A 14,644-nucleotide genomic window follows, 5' to 3' on the forward strand; every position below is an offset into this window, starting at 1 on the left:
CGCCGCGCGGCGGCACTCAGTCCGCCGCGCCGTCGATCCGCGACAACAGGCCGAGCAGCATCCGACGCTCGGCTGCCGAGAGCGGCGCCAGCAGATCGGCCTCGTTCGCGCGGATGCGCTCGACGCCCTGCTCGACCAGCACCTCGCCCGCAGGCGTCAGTTCGAGCGCGAAGGCACGCCGGTCGGTATCCGACACCCGCCGCGCGACCAGCCCGCGATCGACCAGCTCGTTGACCAGGCTCACCATGTTGGCGCGCTGGATGCCAAGCGCCTCACCCGCCGCGCCCTGCCGGATGCCGGGATTGTCGTGGACGATCGTCAGCACGCCGAACAGCACCTGGCGCATCCCCATCGGCCCCACCGTGTCGGCAAACCCGGCGGCGAACCGCTGTGACGCGCGGCGCAGGTGGTAACCGACGAACGTATCGAGCAGCGTCAGCCGCGTGCCGGCGGAAACGTCGCTGAAATCGTCGATCTCGCCCACGCGGCTACTCCACACCCGCGGCGTCGTTGCCCGGCGCCTCCAGCGGACTGTCGGGCGCGAGCGGCTGGATCGACGCGTCATTGGCCGCCGCGTCGATCGAAGTAAGGTTGTCGCCCTCGTAGCTGCGCTCGGCGACGTCCGGCCCCAGCTCACCCTCGGCCAGGTTGCCGCCCGCATCGCCCCCGCCGCATGCGGCGAGCATCGACAGCGATAAGAGGACCAATGGCTTGCGGATCAACGGTCGCACCCCCCTTCGCGCGTGATGGTGGGCGGTGACGGGCTCGAACCGCCGACATCCTCGGTGTAAACGAGGCGCTCTACCAACTGAGCTAACCGCCCTTCGAAGCGCCGCTGGTTAGGCGAGCGGTCGCGGTGTCGCAACCCCCGTCAGAACGAACCCGGCACCTCGCGCTGTGCGGGGCTGGGCCGCTCGGGCGTCAGGAGCCGCCGCCCGGCGGGCGCGGCGCTCCGCTCGGCGCTGGCGCTGAGCGCCGCAACGCCGGGACTGATCGGCGTGCAACTGCGCCCCGCAATGAAGCCGAGCGCCGCCGCGACCGATGCCTCCGCCGGGTCGCCGAGCGGGCGCGAGGAATCGTCGATCGCCTGACAGGTCGAGCGAACAAAAGGGGCAAGGCCGTTATAATAGTCGCCCTGATCATCGCGATTGCGCACCGAGAGGGCGACGACGCGCAGCCGGTCGTCGCACTCCGCGCGATCGAGCGCGATCTGGCCGACGGGCTTGCCGAAGGTGTTGGTGCCGATCAGCGCGACGTCGGACCCCAGATACGGGATCATCGCGTTGACGACGAGCTCGCTGGCCGAGGCGGTGCCGCCAGTCGCGATGAAGGCGATGCGCCGCGGCGTCACCGTTTCGGTCAGCTGGTTGAAGTTGCGTATCTCGTTCTCGGCGCTTTTTTCGGGGCGGAAGACGACGCGGCTCTGCACGTCGCTGGCGGCCCGCCCGCCGCCGATCAGGTCGCCCAGCACGCCCGCCACCGACAACAACCCGCCACCATTGTAGCGCAGGTCGATGATGAGGTCGCGCACGCCCGCCGCCTTGAACTGCGCGAACGCAGACTTGAGCGCGGGTTCGGCCGGGGTGATGAAGGTGCGCAGGTTGACATAGCCGACCTTGCCCCCGGGCGTCTCGAGCACACGCACGCCCGTCCGCGAGGAAACGGGGGCGATGTCGTACTCGGCCTTGGTCAGCGTGACATCGCGCGTGCCGCTGGCGTCTGATACCCGCAGCACGCGCGTCACACCAACATCGGAGGGGCCGAGCGCGGTATTGATGCCGCCGACGCCCTCGGCGGCGATGATGTCCGACACCGTGCGCAGGTTCGACGCGCTGGTGCCGATCGCCACGATCTCGGCCCCGCGGTCGAGCCCGGCGGCAAGCGCCGGCGCGCTCTCGAACGCCTCGAGGATGCCCGCCCGGCGGCTGCCCGCGTCGGCGCCCAGGCGAAAGCCGAAGCCTGCGCTCGATCCCGAGCTGTAAAAGGCATTCTCCTCCGCGATCGAGGTAACATAGGTGAAGAAGCGGTCGCGCCTCTGCCCGCGTGCGGTCGCGGTCAGCGCATCGACCCAATCGTCGAGGTTGCCGACGCTGGCGGGATCGGGCGCGGCGGGCAGCGTCTCGGGAAACAGATACCATTCGCGCATTTGCGCCAGTACCCAGTCCTGCCGGGACCGGAGCGAACAGGTGGCCGTCGCGGGCGGGCTGGCGGTCGGCGTCGGAGTGGGTGTCGGCGTCGGGGTCGGGGCGACGACCGTCGCGCCGGTCCCTCCCTCGCCGCCGCCGCAGGCCGACAGAAGGGCAAGGATCGCGAGCGCAGCCGAAGGGCGCGCGAGGAAACGGTCACGCATGAGGCGCAGCATGACTCGAAATCCTGCTGCTGTCAGCCGGGTAAGCGGGCGCGCGAACGGACCGTTCGCGCACCCGCCGCTCGATCAGATATGCAGTGCCCGGCCATAGGCGCCGAGGACGCTTTCGTGCATCATCTCGGACAAGGTGGGATGCGGGAACACCGTCTGCATCAGTTCGGCTTCCGTCGTCTCGAGCGTCTTGCCGACGGTATAGCCCTGGATCAGTTCGGTCACTTCGGCACCGACCATGTGCGCGCCGAGCAGTTCGCCGGTCTTCGCGTCGAACACCGTCTTGATAAAGCCTTCCGCTTCGCCCAGCGCGATCGCCTTGCCGTTGCCGATGAAGGGGAAGTTGCCGACCTTCACCTCATAGCCGGCTTCCTTGGCCTTGGCCTCGGTCAGGCCGACGCTGGCGACCTGTGGGTGGCAATAGGTGCAGCCGGGGATGTTGCGAACGTCCATCGCATGCGGGTGCACGTCCTTGTTGCCCAGCGCCTGCGCGATCGCCTCGGCGGCGATCACGCCCTCGTGGCTCGCCTTGTGCGCCAGCCACGGCGGCGCGGTGATGTCGCCGATCGCCCACAGCCCCTCGACATTGGTGCGGCACATCGGATCGGTCACCAGGAACCCGCGGTCGTTCGTCTCGACCTTCAGGGTCTCGAGGCCGATATTCTCGGTATTGGGGACGATGCCGATCGCGGTGATGACGTGGCTGAACGTCTCGCTCGTCTCCTTGCCCGCCTTGTCCTTGAGCTTCACCGACACGCCGTCCGCGCCGACCTTGATATCGCTGACGCCCGCCTTGGTCAGGATGCGCATCCCCTGCTTGGTCAGCGACTTTTCGAGGAAAGCCGACACGTCGGCATCCTCGACGGGCACGATGCGGTCCATCATCTCGACGACGGTCGTCTCGGCGCCCATGTCGTTGTAGAAGCTGGCGAACTCGATCCCGATCGCGCCCGATCCGATGACGAGCAGCTTCGTCGGCATCTCGGCGGGCGTCATCGCGTGACGATAGGTCCAGATGCGCTTGCCGTCCGCCGGGGTACCGGGCAGGTCGCGGGCGCGGGCGCCGGTCGCGAGGATGATGTGCTTGGCCGTGAGCTCGGTCGCCTTGCCGTCCTTGTCGGTGACGGAAAGCTTGCCCTTCCCCGTCAGCTTGCCCTCGCCCATGTGCACGGCGATCTTGTTCTTCTTCATCAGGTGCGTGACGCCCTGATTGAGCTGCTTGGCGACCCCGCGCGAGCGCTTGACCACCGCGTCCAGGTCGGCGCTGATCTTCTCGGCGGCGAGGCCATAGTTCTTGGCGTGCTGCATATAATGGAAGATCTCGGCCGAGCGCAGCAGCGCCTTGGTCGGGATGCAGCCCCAGTTGAGGCAGATGCCGCCCAGATTCTCGCGCTCGACGATCGCGGTCTTGAGCCCCAGCTGCGCCGCGCGGATCGCCGCGACATAGCCGCCGGGTCCGGAACCCAGGACGATGAGATCGTAGGTGTCAGCCATTCAAAGCTCCATCAAACCCCTCTCCCCTTGAGGGAGAGGGAGGGGCCCGCCGCGCAGCGGTGGGAGGGTGAGGGGTCGCGAGGGCGCGGGCGATCTCGGCACCGACGCCCTCTAGGCGAACAAGGATATCGTCGTTCCAGAAGCGGAGGACACGGTAGCCGACCTTTCCCAGCCAAGCGGTACGGCTCGTATCGGCTTCCGGATTGTGCTGGCCGCCATCGACTTCGACGATCAGGCGGTGCGACTGGCAGACGAAGTCGGCGATGTAGGGGCCTATCGGCTGCTGGCGGCGGAACTTCGCGCCGTCGAGCTGTGCGCCGCGAAGGATTGACCAAAGGCGGCGCTCGGCGTCGGTCATGTCGCGGCGGAGGCACTTGGCCTTAGCTAGGGTCGACGCGTCGTAACCGCACCCCCTCACCCTCCCACCCGGCTGCGCCGGGCGGGCCCCTCCCTCCCCCTCGAGGGGGGAGGGGGAAGAAGGTCCATCACCCTTCACCCGATCACCCGCGGCCGCTTGTGTTCGTCGATTGCGACGAACACGAACCGCGCCTGCGTCACCCGGCACTGTTCCTCCTGGTGGCGGTCGCGGCGCCAGGCTTCGACGGCGATCGTCATCGAGGTGCGGCCGACCTTGACGATGTCGCAGAAGACCGAGACCTCGTCGCCGACCGCGACGGGGGCGTGGAATTGCATCCCGTCCATCGCGACCGTGACCGCCCGCCCCTTGGAAAAGCGCGCGGCGACGAGGCCAGCGGCCATGTCCATCTGGCTCATGAGCCAGCCGCCGAAGATGTCGCCATACGCATTGGCATCGGCGGGCATCGTCGTGACGCGCAGCGCCGGTGCGCGGTCGGGCGGGGTCTCGCTCACTTCGTCTCTCCGCGGATCGCGCGCACGACCGGACGGATGCCCAGCAGCACCACGATCGCCGCCGATATATAGGTCACCAGCCAGATATTCGCCCGGCCAACCGGATAGGCCCATGCCGCCGCCCAGCCGATCGCGAACGCGGCGATCACGCCCGACAGGATGTAGAGCAACTCGATCAGGACGCGGGCATGGGGCACGCGCGAGGTTCCCTTAAGCGATCATGCCCAGCGGGTTCTCGACCAGTTCCTTGAACAGCTTCATCAGCTCGGCACCGTCCGCGCCGTCGATCGCGCGGTGATCGAAGCTGCCCGTCGCCGACATCACCGTCGCGACGCCCAGCGCGTCGTCGACGATATAGGGCCGCTTCTCGCCCGCGCCGATCGCCAGGATCATGCCCTGCGGCGGGTTGATGACCGCGTCGAACTGCTTGATGCCGAACATGCCCATGTTCGAGATGCTGGCGGTGCCGCCCTGATACTGCTCGGGCTTCAGCTTGTTCTCCTTGGCGAGCGCGCCCAGCTCCTTCATCTCGGTCGAGATCTTCGACAGCGCCTTGTTGGCGGCGTCGCGCACGATCGGGGTGATGAGGCCGGTCGGCGTCGACACCGCCACCGACACGTCGGCGCGGTGGTAGCTGACGAGCTCGTTGCCGAGGAAGGTGACGTTGCACTTGGGCGTCGCCTCCAGCGCCACGCCCAGCGCCTTGATCAGCATGTCGTTGACCGACAGCTTGACGCCCCGGCTCTCCAGCCCCTTGTTCAATTCGCCGCGCAGCTTGAGCAGCGCGTCGAGACGGATGTCGACGGTCAGGTAGATGTGCGGGATCGTCTGCTTCGCCTCGGTCAGGCGGCGGGCGATCGTCTTCCTGATGTTCGAGAGCTTCGACACCTCGTGGGGGATCGATTCGTCGTACCAGACCGCCTTGGTCTCGGCAGTCGGCGCGGCGCCGGTGGCGGGCACCGCGGCTTCGGCCTTGGGCGCGGCTTCGGCCTTGGCGGCGGGCGCGGCGGCACCGGCCTTGGCGCCGTCGATATCGGCCTTGACGATCCGGCCGTTGGGACCGCTGCCGGCGACGCCCGACAGGTCGACGCCCTTCTCGGCGGCAAGGCGGCGGGCGAGCGGGCTGGCCTTCACCCGGCCGCCATCATCGCTCTTGGCGGCCGGAGCCGGCGCAGGGGTCGGCGCGGGCGCAGGGGCGCTTTCGGCCTTTTCTTCCTTCGGAGCCGGAACCTTGGGCGCTTCCGCCTTGGGCGCATCTACTGCGGCGGCGTCCTCGCCCTCTTCGGCGAGGATCGCGATGACCGTGCCGACCTTCACCCCGTCGGTCCCCTCGGCGACGGTGATCTTGGCGATCGTGCCCTCATCGACCGCCTCGAACTCCATCGTCGCCTTGTCGGTCTCGATCTCGGCCATGATGTCGCCGGCCTTGACCGTGTCGCCTTCTTTCACGAGCCACTTGGCGAGCGTGCCCTCCTCCATCGTCGGCGAGAGTGCGGGCATCTTGAGTTCGATCGACATGGAGGTGATCCTGCCTTTTCGCTGGGGTTGGGCGCCTCTTCGCCATCCGACCGCGCGGGGTCAAGGGCAAGGGACACGCGCATACGTATCTTGGCGCTCTCACGCGGGCTGTATCTTGCGCTTGAAGGCGGCGCGCGCCACGTCAGGTGCACGCGGGGAGAGGAACGGGACCATGCGCACCTATCTGGTGGTCATCGACGAGAGTCCGGAGGCGGAGATCGCGATGCGCTTCGCCGCGCGGCGTGCGGTCAAGACGGGTGGGTCGGTCGAGATCCTCGCGCTCGTGCCCTCGACCGAGTTCGTCCAGTGGGGCGGCGTGATGGCGACGATGGAGGAGGAAGCGCGCCTCCATGCCGAGGCGCTGGTCGCCGGCGCCGCCGGCACGCTGCTGTCCGAATCGGGGCTCAAGCCCTCGATCACCGTTCGCCAGGGCGACGGGCCGAAGATCGTACGCGAAATGATCACCGCCAACCCCGACATTGCCGCCCTCGTGCTGGGCGCGGCGGCGAGCGGCGCGCCGGGGCCGCTGGTCAGCCATTTCGCAGGCACAGATGCGGGCGCGCTGCCAGTGCCCGTGATGATCATCCCCGGCAGCCTCGACCGCGACGGGATCGATCGTCTCAGTTGACACGGAGGCACGGCGCGGTTCCATTCGCGGCATGCGCAAAACCCTGATCCCCCTCGCCCTTCTCGCCGTCCCCGCCACCGCGCAGGAGGCGCCGTCGCCGCAGCGGATGCGCGCCGACGTCGCCAAGATGGTGAGCTTCGGCACCCGCCATTCCGCCTCCTCGACCACCGATCCCAGGCGTGGGATCGGCGCGGCGCGCAACTGGGTCGAAGCCGAGTTCAAGGCGATCGGCAAGGCGTGTGGCGGCTGTATCACCACCGAGCGGCTGGCACGCCGCTTCACCGGCCCGCGTGCGCCGAACGGCGTCGAAATCGTCGATGTGCTCGGCGTGCAAAAGGGGAGCGAGCCCGGCCGCGTCGTCATCCTCATGGGCCATCTCGACAGTCGCAATTCGGACGTGATGGACGCGGTGGGCGAGGCGCCGGGGGCGAATGACGACGCCTCGGGCGTGGCGCTGGCGATCGAGGCGGCGCGGCTGCTGTCGAAGATGAAACATCGCGCGACGATCATCTATGCCGCCGTCTCTGGGGAGGAACAGGGGCTCTGGGGCGCGACCTTGCTCGCCGAGACGGCGAAGCAGCGCGGCTGGATCGTCGATGCGGTGCTCAGCAACGATATCGTCGGCAATACCGTCGGCCAGGACGGCCGCCGCGTCGCCGATCGCGTCCGTGTCTTTTCCGAAGGCATCCGCCAGGTCGAGACGATCGAGGAAGCCAAGAAACGGCGCGGCGACGGCGGCGAGGACGACGGCCCCAGCCGCGCGCTCGCCAAAGCGATCGATTCGACGGCCAGGGCCATGCCCGGCGCGCTCGAGGTCTTCGCCGTGCGCCGCCCCGACCGCTTCGGCCGCGGCGGCGATCACGAGGCGTTCCTGCGCCTCGGCTATCCTGCGGTGCGCTTCACCGTCGGGGCCGAGAATTACGACCAGCAGCACCAGAATCTGCGCACCGAGAACGGTCGCGTCTATGGCGACACCATCGACAAGATGGACTTCGACTATGCGGCCAAAGTGACGGCCATCAATGTCGCGGTCGCCCGCCGCCTAACCGACGCGCCCTCCGCGCCGACAGGGGTCAGCGTGGACGGTGCGCTCGGCGTCGATTCGACGGTCAAATGGGCGGCGGTTCCGGGCGCGAGCGGCTATCGTATCCACTGGCGCCGGAACGACGCACAGGACTGGACCGACCATGCCGATGTCGGTGCCGATGCAACGAGCTTCACTGCGAAGGGCGTGGTCGTGGATGACCACTTCTTCGGCGTGTCCGCGCTGGCGGACAAGGCGGAAAGCATCGTTACCTTTGCAGGAAGAGCAGCGCCGACGCGCTGATCGGGCCGGGGCGCCGCGTGGGCGCCCCGCCGCTTACTCGGCCGCCTGCGCCTGTTCCTCAACAAATTCGGCCTCGGCCAGAAACCGCTCGGCATCGAGCGCGGCCATGCAGCCGGTGCCCGCGGCGGTGATCGCCTGGCGATAGACCTTGTCCATCACGTCGCCGCACGCGAACACGCCGGGTATGCTGGTCCGCGTCGAGCCCGTCTCGACCGCGATATAGCCGTCGTCGTCCAGCGCGACATGACCGCGGAACAGCTCGGTCGCCGGGTGATGCCCGATCGCGACGAAGCCGCCATCGACGTCGAGGGTCGACAGCTCGCCCGTCAGCGTGTCACGCAGCTCGAGCGCCACCAGCCCCGCCGTCCCGCCGCCGTCGACGAAGCGCTCGACCTCCTTGTTCCACAGCACGCTGATCCGCTCGTTGGCGTGCAGCCGCGCCTGGAGGATCTTCTCGGCGCGCAGCGTGTCGCGGCGATGGATCAGCGTCACGTCGGGCGAATGGTTGGTGAGGTACAGCGCCTCCTCGACCGCGGTGTTGCCGCCGCCGATCACCGCCACCTTCTTGCCGCGATAGAAGAAGCCGTCGCAGGTGGCGCAGGCGCTGACCCCCTTGCCCTTCAGCGCCTCCTCGCTGTCGAGGCCCAGCCACTTGGCCTGCGCGCCCGTCGCGATCACCAGCGTCTCGCCCTCGTACACGTCGCCGCCGTCGCCGATCAGGCGGAAGGGACGGCGGCTGAGGTCCACCTCGACGATCGTGTCGTACATCAGCCGCGTGCCGACATGCTCGGCCTGCGCCTGCATCTCGCCCATCAGCCACGGACCCTGAATGACCTCGCGGAAGCCGGGATAATTCTCGACATCGGTGGTGGTCATCAGCTGGCCGCCGGGCTGGATGCCCTGGACGACGATCGGCTCCATGCCCGCCCGCGCGCCATAGATCGCCGCCGAGAGGCCAGCAGGGCCGGAGCCCAGGATCAGCATGCGGGTGGAATGGGTCGTCATCGGGCAAACTTTCTCGGCAAAAACGGAATGTCCCGGCCTTACGATCCGGGGCGGTTTGCTGCAACATGGGGAGGCCGGCGCCCCGGAACAAAGGAGTTTGGTTTGTGAGCCTGATGCCGATCATTTGCCTGTTCGCCGCCGTGCTGCAGACCGCGCCCATGCCGGCGGCCGAACCGCGCACCGAGCGCGTGGCGATCGACACCGACAAGGGCCGCTTCGTCGTCGCGGTCGAGGTCGAGCGCGCCCCCGTCACCGCCGCCAACTTCCTGAAGTATGTCGATCAGAAGCGGCTCGACGGCATCACCTTCTACCGGACGGTCAAGGCGGGGGAGAAGTTCGGCTTCGTCCAGTTCGGCGTCCAGAACGATCCCAAGCGCGCGCTGCCCCCGATCAAGCATGAACCGACCACGCAGACCGGGGTCCGCCATGTGAACGGCGCGATCAGCGTCGCCCGGTTCGAGCCGGGCAGCGCGCGCGGCGACTTCACGATCAGCGTCGGCGACCAGCCGAGCCTCGACGCCGATCCGACGAAGCCAGGCGACAATCTGGGCTATGCCGCGTTCGGCCGGGTGGTCGAGGGGATGGACGTCATCCATTCGATCCTCGACACGCCCACCAAGCCCGGCGGCCATTTCCCCGGCCAGATGATTGCGCAGCCGATCAAGGTCATGCGCGCGGCTCGATTGAAGTAAATAGTTTACAGCGTTACTCTCATTGAAGCGCCATAGCCGACCGCATCACGTGAAAAGCTGACGGGATCACTCGCTTCCTGACAAGCCCGCCGATACCCCGGCGACAGTTTCACGAAGCGAGACGCACCATGACCCTTGCCCAGACGACCGCCGACGCCGCCCGCACCATCGCCGCCGCCGGCGCGCGCTGGGCCGCGATCGAGCCCCAAGCGGTCGCCCGGATGCGCCTTCAGAACCGCTTCCGCACCGGCCTCGACATCGCGCGCTACACCGCCCGGATCATGCGCGAGGACATGGCCGCGTACGACGCGGACCCCTCGCTCTACACCCAGTCGCTCGGCTGCTGGCACGGCTTCATCGGCCAGCAGAAGCTCATTGCCATCAAGAAGCATTTCGGCAGCACCAAGCGCCGCTACCTCTATCTTTCCGGCTGGATGATCGCTGCACTCCGCAGCGAGTTCGGCCCCCTGCCCGACCAGTCGATGCACGAGAAGACGAGCGTCCCTGCGCTCATCGAGGAACTATACACCTTCCTGCGCCAGGCCGACGCGCGCGAGCTCGGCGGCCTGTTCCGCGATCTCGACAAGGCACGCGAGGGCGGCAACGCGATCGAGGAGCAGCGCCTGCTGAACGCGATCGACAATTACGAGACGCATGTCGTGCCGATCATCGCCGACATCGACGCGGGCTTCGGCAATGCCGAGGCGACGTATCTCCTCGCCAAGAAGATGATCGAGGCGGGCGCCTGCGCGCTCCAGATCGAGAACCAGGTGTCGGACGAGAAACAGTGCGGGCACCAGGACGGCAAGGTGACCGTCCCGCACGAGGACTTCCTCCAGAAGATCCGCGCGATCCGCTATGCCTTTCTCGAGCTCGGCATCGATGACGGCATTATCGTCGCGCGCACCGATTCGCTCGGCGCGGGACTCACCAAGCAGATCGCCTTCTCGAAGGAACCCGGCGACCTCGGCGACCAGTATAACCGTTTCCTCGACTGCGAGCCGGTCGATGCCGCCAGCCTCAACGGCGACGTCGTCATCAACCGCGACGGCCAGTTGATGCGGCCGAAGCGCCTGCCCTCGAACCTCTATCAGTTCCGCGCAGGCACCGGGGAGGATCGCTGCGTCCTCGACTGCATCACCAGCCTTCAGAGCGGTGCCGACCTCCTCTGGATCGAGACCGAGAAGCCGCATATCGAGCAGATCGCCGGCATGGTCGACCGTATCCGCGCGGTCGTGCCCGACGCCAAGCTCGTCTACAACAATTCGCCCAGCTTCAACTGGACGCTCAACTTCCGCCAGCAGGTCTACGATGCCTGGGCGGGCGAGGGCCGCGACGTTTCGGCCTATGACCGCGCGCGGCTGATGAGCATCGATTATGACGACAGCGAGCTGGCGGCGGAGGCCGACGAGCGCATCCGCACCTTCCAGCGTGATGCGGCGGCGCGGGCGGGCATCTTTCACCACCTCATCACGCTGCCGACCTATCACACCGCGGCGCTCTCGACCGACAATCTCGCGAGGGAGTATTTCGGCGAGGCGGGGATGCTCGGCTATGTCAGGAACGTCCAGCGGCAGGAGATCCGCCAGGGCATCGCCTGTGTCCGCCACCAGAACATGTCGGGCAGCGACATCGGCGACGACCACAAGGACTATTTCGCAGGCGAAGCCGCGCTCAAGGCCGGCGGCGTCCACAATACGATGAACCAGTTCGCCGCCTGACGGCCACTACTTCCTGGGGAGGAAGGCAGCCCGTCCCGCATCGCGCGGGGCGGGCTGTTTCGTTAGCCGCGGCCGACGGCCGCCGCGGCCAGCCCGCGCACGTCGACCCGCGCCTTCAACCGCGCGGCAAGGAGCGCGGTGCCACTTACCTTGCGCTGGACGAACAGCACCTCGGCATCGGGCACGTGCCACGTCGCGCGGTCGGCGGCGAGAGCCCGCCCCTCCTCGCGCACCACGGGGACAAAGGCGCGATCGCCGAAGTCGAACGGGCCGGGGCGATTGAGCGTGGCGTCGATCGCGGCGATGATGCGATCCACCGACGCCCGGTGCGCCTTCACCGCATCCGCACCAAGAAAGCCCGTCTCGACCGCGACCTCGCGCACGCGATCGAGATCGCGGTCCAGCCCCGCCTCGATCAGCCGGCGATAGGCGGCCGACGTCTCGGCGGGCACGTCGCGCGCCGCGCCGAAGTCGAGCAGGACCAGCGCGCCGCTCTCCGGCTGCCAGCGATAGTTCGCGGAATTGGGATCGGTCTGCATCGCGCCGAACTCGAACAGCTCGCGCAGTACAAGCGTCAGCAGCACCGTCATCGCGGCGTCGCGCGTCGCCTGCGGCTCGCCCTCCAGCGCCTCGATCGGCCGTCCCTCGACGAACGACATGGCGAGCACCCGCGGGGTCGTCAGGTCGGGCTCGAGCACCGGCACGACGTAGCGCGCGTCGCCCGCCAGCCGCTCTCCATAAAGGCGAAGCTGTTCGCCCTCGCGAACATAATCGGCCTCCTCCGCCAGTTGGCGCTTGGCGGCGGCAAGTAGCGGAGCGAGGTCGAGCCCGGCGGGCAACAGGCCCGACACGCGCAGCAACGTCGCGACATTGTCGACATCGGCGTCGATCGACGTGGCGACGCCCGGATACTGGACCTTGATAGCAAGCGGCCGCCCGTCGGGCAGCGTCGCGCGGTGGACCTGCCCGATCGAGGCCGCGGCGATCGGCGCCGCCTCGAAATGGCGGAAGCGGCGGCGCCAGTCGGCGCCCCATTCGGCGCGCAGCACCTGGTCGAGCTGCGCCGGCGGCATTCGGTACGCCTGGTCGCGCACCCGGGCGAGGATGCCGGCCAGCTCGGGCGGGAGCAGGTCGCCTGCGTCCATCGAGATCATCTGCCCCAGCTTCATCGCCGCGCCGCGCAGGTGCGACAGGCGATCGGCGACGCGCGCCGCATTGGCCGGAGTGAGGATCAGGTCGCCGAGCTTCGGCCGCTCGCCGCTCGCGATACGCCGCGCCCCTTCGGCCAGCACGCCACCCGCGACGCCGCCCGCCAGCCGCCCGAACCCGCCCAGCCGAGCGAGCCGCCCGCTGGGCACCGCGCGATGCCGCGCCTGATCTTCCTGTCGCATAGGATGAGAGCGATACAGGCGCGCGCCGGTTCCCGCGCCGTGCCGAAGGGCGGTATCGGGTGGACAAGCCCCGCCCGCCGGCTATCGTTATGCCCAACAACAAGGGAGCGGATGATGGCCGAGGGCATCGAGCGGCGAACGGTGCTGGCGATGGGCAGCGCGATGGCGGTGCCGGCGACGGCGACCGAGGCCCAAGGCGACTATCCCGAACCCCGGCTGGAGTTCGCATTCCAGGCCGATGTCGCGCTCGGGCCGATCCAGGAGCTGGGAGTGATCGACGGCATCCGGCGACGAATCGTGCCGATCGTCGGCGGCACGGTGACGGGGCCGCGCCTCTCCGGCGTGGTCATGCCCGGCGGCGCCGACTGGCAGGGCATTCGCGCCGGCGACGGGCTGACGCGGGTCTTCGCGCATTACTGGCTGAAGGCCGACGACGGCCAGGCGATCTCGGTCCAGAACACCGGCCTCCGCCGCGCACCTGCCGCGGTGATGCAGCGGATGATGGCGGGCGAGGTCGTGCCGCCCAAAAGCTACTATTTCCGCGCCTGTCCCAGCTTCGAGGTCGGCGACGGCCCGCATCGCTGGCTGGGCGAGAACATCTTCGTCTGCGTCGGCGCGCGACTGCCGGACAGGGCGATCGTGCGCGTTTATACCGTGCTCTGACCCTTTAGCATCCGGATGATACCCGAGAAGTCGGTCGCGGCGTTCCCCTCATCCACGAAGCGCTGGTAGAGTTCCGCCGCCCGCGCGCCCATCGGCGTGTCCGCCGCCGTCCCCGCCGCCGCATCCATCGCCAGGCGCAGGTCCTTGAGCATCAGCGCGGCGGCGAACCCGCCCTGATAGTCGCGATCGGCGGGCGTTTCCGGCCCGACGCCGGGCACCGGGCAATAGCTCGTCATCGACCAGCTTTGGCCCGATGCCTGGCTGGCGATGTCGTAATAGGTCTGGAGGTCGAGGCCGAGCTTCTCGGCGAGCGCGAAGCTCTCGCACGTGGCCACCATCGTCGCGCCGAGCAGCATGTTGTTGCAGATCTTCGCCGCCTGCCCCGCCCCCGGGCTGCCGGCATGGATCACCGCCTTGCCCATTACCTCGAGGAACGGCTCGGCCCGGCTGAACCCCTCGGCGCTGCCGCCCACCATGAAGGTCAAGCTGCCGGCATTGGCCGCGGCAATCCCGCCCGAAACGGGCGCGTCGACCATCGTGAAGCCCTTCGCCGCCGCCCGATCGGCCACCGCACGCGCGGTCGCGACGGGGATGGTCGAGCAGTCGATCAGGATCGCGGCTCGCGGTGCGGCATCAAGCACGCTCTCGTCATAGACGCTCTCGACATGGCGCCCCGCGGGCAGCATCGTCACCACGGCCTCCGCGTCCTCGCACGCCGCCGCCGCGCTATCGGCAGGCAGGCAGCCGGCGGCCTTGGCGCGCGCCAGCGCCTCGGCCGAGAGGTCGAAGGCGCGGACGTCGTGCCCCGCCTTGGCGAGGTTCGCGGCCATGCCGCCGCCCATATTGCCCAGCCCGATGAATGCGATGCGTGCCATGTGATTCGTCCTGATCCTAGGTCTTCACCGTTCGCCCAGAGCCTGTCGAAGGGCTGCCCCTCCCTTCGCCCCGCGGGAAAGAAGGGCGATGCTTCGACAGG

The 14,644-nt window shown here is 68.5% G+C and carries 16 protein-coding genes and 1 tRNA gene; 5 read left to right on the forward strand and 12 right to left on the reverse strand.

Annotation, left to right across the window (positions count from 1 at the left end; genetic code table 11):
* Nucleotides 1–16: 16 nt before the first annotated feature.
* The 9 genes from COC42_RS05180 to COC42_RS05215 form a co-directional block, all read right to left on the reverse strand.
* Nucleotides 17–484, reverse strand: a complete 468-nt coding sequence (locus COC42_RS05180) for a MarR family winged helix-turn-helix transcriptional regulator (RefSeq protein WP_245843860.1) — start codon at nt 482–484, stop codon at nt 17–19.
* A gap of 4 nt (nt 485–488) precedes the next feature.
* Entirely contained in the window at nt 489–722 is a 234-nt protein-coding gene (locus COC42_RS05185) for a hypothetical protein (protein ID WP_096342149.1), read from the reverse strand.
* Nucleotides 723–747: 25 nt separating this feature from the next.
* A tRNA-Val gene (locus COC42_RS05190) sits at nt 748–823 on the reverse strand.
* Nucleotides 824–871: 48 nt separating this feature from the next.
* Complete coding sequence (locus tag COC42_RS05195; RefSeq protein ID WP_245843862.1) at nt 872–2,362, reverse strand: S41 family peptidase; 1,491 nt, start codon at nt 2,360–2,362, stop codon at nt 872–874.
* Between the two features lie 72 nt (nt 2,363–2,434).
* A complete protein-coding gene (gene lpdA, locus COC42_RS05200) occupies nt 2,435–3,853 on the reverse strand; it encodes a dihydrolipoyl dehydrogenase (RefSeq protein ID WP_096342150.1) in 1,419 nt (472 codons plus the stop codon).
* Nucleotides 3,846–4,211, reverse strand: a complete 366-nt coding sequence (locus tag COC42_RS05205; protein WP_176484563.1) for an endonuclease domain-containing protein — start codon at nt 4,209–4,211, stop codon at nt 3,846–3,848. Before COC42_RS05205 ends, lpdA begins: the two co-directional genes overlap by 8 nt.
* A gap of 134 nt (nt 4,212–4,345) precedes the next feature.
* Nucleotides 4,346–4,675 (reverse strand): acyl-CoA thioesterase, encoded by a 330-nt coding sequence (locus COC42_RS05210; protein WP_245843995.1) that lies wholly within the window; start codon nt 4,673–4,675, stop codon nt 4,346–4,348.
* Nucleotides 4,676–4,719: 44 nt separating this feature from the next.
* Complete coding sequence (locus COC42_RS17855; protein ID WP_245843863.1) at nt 4,720–4,920, reverse strand: hypothetical protein; 201 nt, start codon at nt 4,918–4,920, stop codon at nt 4,720–4,722.
* 13 nt (nt 4,921–4,933) lie between these two features.
* Nucleotides 4,934–6,241: a pyruvate dehydrogenase complex dihydrolipoamide acetyltransferase gene (locus COC42_RS05215; RefSeq protein WP_096342152.1), complete on the reverse strand. Its 1,308-nt coding sequence runs from the start codon at nt 6,239–6,241 to the stop codon at nt 4,934–4,936.
* Between the two features lie 172 nt (nt 6,242–6,413).
* Between COC42_RS05215 and COC42_RS05220 the strand changes: the two genes are divergently transcribed.
* Together COC42_RS05220 and COC42_RS05225 are read left to right on the forward strand one after the other, a co-directional pair.
* Entirely contained in the window at nt 6,414–6,869 is a 456-nt protein-coding gene (locus COC42_RS05220) for a universal stress protein (protein ID WP_096342153.1), read from the forward strand.
* Nucleotides 6,870–6,900: 31 nt separating this feature from the next.
* Entirely contained in the window at nt 6,901–8,196 is a 1,296-nt protein-coding gene (locus COC42_RS05225; RefSeq protein WP_096342154.1) for a M28 family metallopeptidase, read from the forward strand.
* Between the two features lie 33 nt (nt 8,197–8,229).
* On the opposite strand, the gene trxB is transcribed toward COC42_RS05225, so the two are convergent.
* Entirely contained in the window at nt 8,230–9,201 is a 972-nt protein-coding gene (gene trxB / locus COC42_RS05230; protein WP_096342155.1) for a thioredoxin-disulfide reductase, read from the reverse strand.
* A 113-nt stretch (nt 9,202–9,314) separates the two neighbouring features.
* Here trxB and COC42_RS05235 point away from each other — a divergent pair, with 113 nt between their 5' ends.
* Nucleotides 9,315–9,893 carry a peptidylprolyl isomerase gene (locus COC42_RS05235; RefSeq protein WP_096342156.1) on the forward strand — a complete coding sequence of 193 codons (579 nt, stop codon included), beginning with the start codon at nt 9,315–9,317 and terminating at the stop codon, nt 9,891–9,893.
* 128 nt (nt 9,894–10,021) lie between these two features.
* Nucleotides 10,022–11,614 carry an isocitrate lyase gene (locus COC42_RS05240; protein WP_096342157.1) on the forward strand — a complete coding sequence of 531 codons (1,593 nt, stop codon included), beginning with the start codon at nt 10,022–10,024 and terminating at the stop codon, nt 11,612–11,614.
* 62 nt (nt 11,615–11,676) lie between these two features.
* Here the strand turns inward: COC42_RS05240 and COC42_RS05245 are convergent, their stop codons facing one another.
* Nucleotides 11,677–13,005 carry an ABC1 kinase family protein gene (locus tag COC42_RS05245; RefSeq protein WP_096342158.1) on the reverse strand — a complete coding sequence of 443 codons (1,329 nt, stop codon included), beginning with the start codon at nt 13,003–13,005 and terminating at the stop codon, nt 11,677–11,679.
* Nucleotides 13,006–13,119: 114 nt separating this feature from the next.
* Here COC42_RS05245 and COC42_RS05250 point away from each other — a divergent pair, with 114 nt between their 5' ends.
* Entirely contained in the window at nt 13,120–13,668 is a 549-nt protein-coding gene (locus COC42_RS05250; RefSeq protein ID WP_176484564.1) for a DUF3237 domain-containing protein, read from the forward strand.
* On the opposite strand, the gene mmsB is transcribed toward COC42_RS05250, so the two are convergent.
* On the reverse strand, nt 13,653–14,543 hold the full coding sequence (gene mmsB, locus COC42_RS05255) for a 3-hydroxyisobutyrate dehydrogenase (RefSeq protein WP_096342159.1): 891 nt from the start codon (nt 14,541–14,543) through the stop codon (nt 13,653–13,655). The genes COC42_RS05250 and mmsB overlap by 16 nt on opposite strands.
* Nucleotides 14,544–14,644 lie beyond the last annotated feature (101 nt).

The sequence above is a fragment of the Sphingomonas spermidinifaciens genome, from assembly GCF_002351485.1.
In the GTDB taxonomy this organism is placed as follows: Bacteria; Pseudomonadota; Alphaproteobacteria; order Sphingomonadales; family Sphingomonadaceae; genus Sphingomonas; species Sphingomonas spermidinifaciens.

What these genes read in the sequence shown, in the direction of transcription:
- COC42_RS05205 (WP_176484563.1), bottom strand. Translation starts at nt 4,211, where the DNA reads ATGACCGACGCCGAGCGCCGCCTTTGGTCAATCCTTCGCGGCGCACAG.
- COC42_RS05235 (WP_096342156.1), top strand. Translation starts at nt 9,315, where the DNA reads ATGCCGATCATTTGCCTGTTCGCCGCCGTGCTGCAGACCGCGCCCATG.
- COC42_RS05250 (WP_176484564.1), top strand. Translation starts at nt 13,120, where the DNA reads ATGGCCGAGGGCATCGAGCGGCGAACGGTGCTGGCGATGGGCAGCGCG.
- COC42_RS05215 (WP_096342152.1), bottom strand. Translation starts at nt 6,241, where the DNA reads ATGTCGATCGAACTCAAGATGCCCGCACTCTCGCCGACGATGGAGGAG.
- COC42_RS05220 (WP_096342153.1), top strand. Translation starts at nt 6,414, where the DNA reads ATGCGCACCTATCTGGTGGTCATCGACGAGAGTCCGGAGGCGGAGATC.
- COC42_RS05195 (WP_245843862.1), bottom strand. Translation starts at nt 2,362, where the DNA reads ATGCTGCGCCTCATGCGTGACCGTTTCCTCGCGCGCCCTTCGGCTGCG.
- trxB (WP_096342155.1), bottom strand. Translation starts at nt 9,201, where the DNA reads ATGACGACCCATTCCACCCGCATGCTGATCCTGGGCTCCGGCCCTGCT.
- COC42_RS05240 (WP_096342157.1), top strand. Translation starts at nt 10,022, where the DNA reads ATGACCCTTGCCCAGACGACCGCCGACGCCGCCCGCACCATCGCCGCC.
- mmsB (WP_096342159.1), bottom strand. Translation starts at nt 14,543, where the DNA reads ATGGCACGCATCGCATTCATCGGGCTGGGCAATATGGGCGGCGGCATG.
- COC42_RS05225 (WP_096342154.1), top strand. Translation starts at nt 6,901, where the DNA reads ATGCGCAAAACCCTGATCCCCCTCGCCCTTCTCGCCGTCCCCGCCACC.
- COC42_RS05245 (WP_096342158.1), bottom strand. Translation starts at nt 13,005, where the DNA reads ATGCGACAGGAAGATCAGGCGCGGCATCGCGCGGTGCCCAGCGGGCGG.
- COC42_RS05210 (WP_245843995.1), bottom strand. Translation starts at nt 4,675, where the DNA reads ATGCCCGCCGATGCCAATGCGTATGGCGACATCTTCGGCGGCTGGCTC.
- lpdA (WP_096342150.1), bottom strand. Translation starts at nt 3,853, where the DNA reads ATGGCTGACACCTACGATCTCATCGTCCTGGGTTCCGGACCCGGCGGC.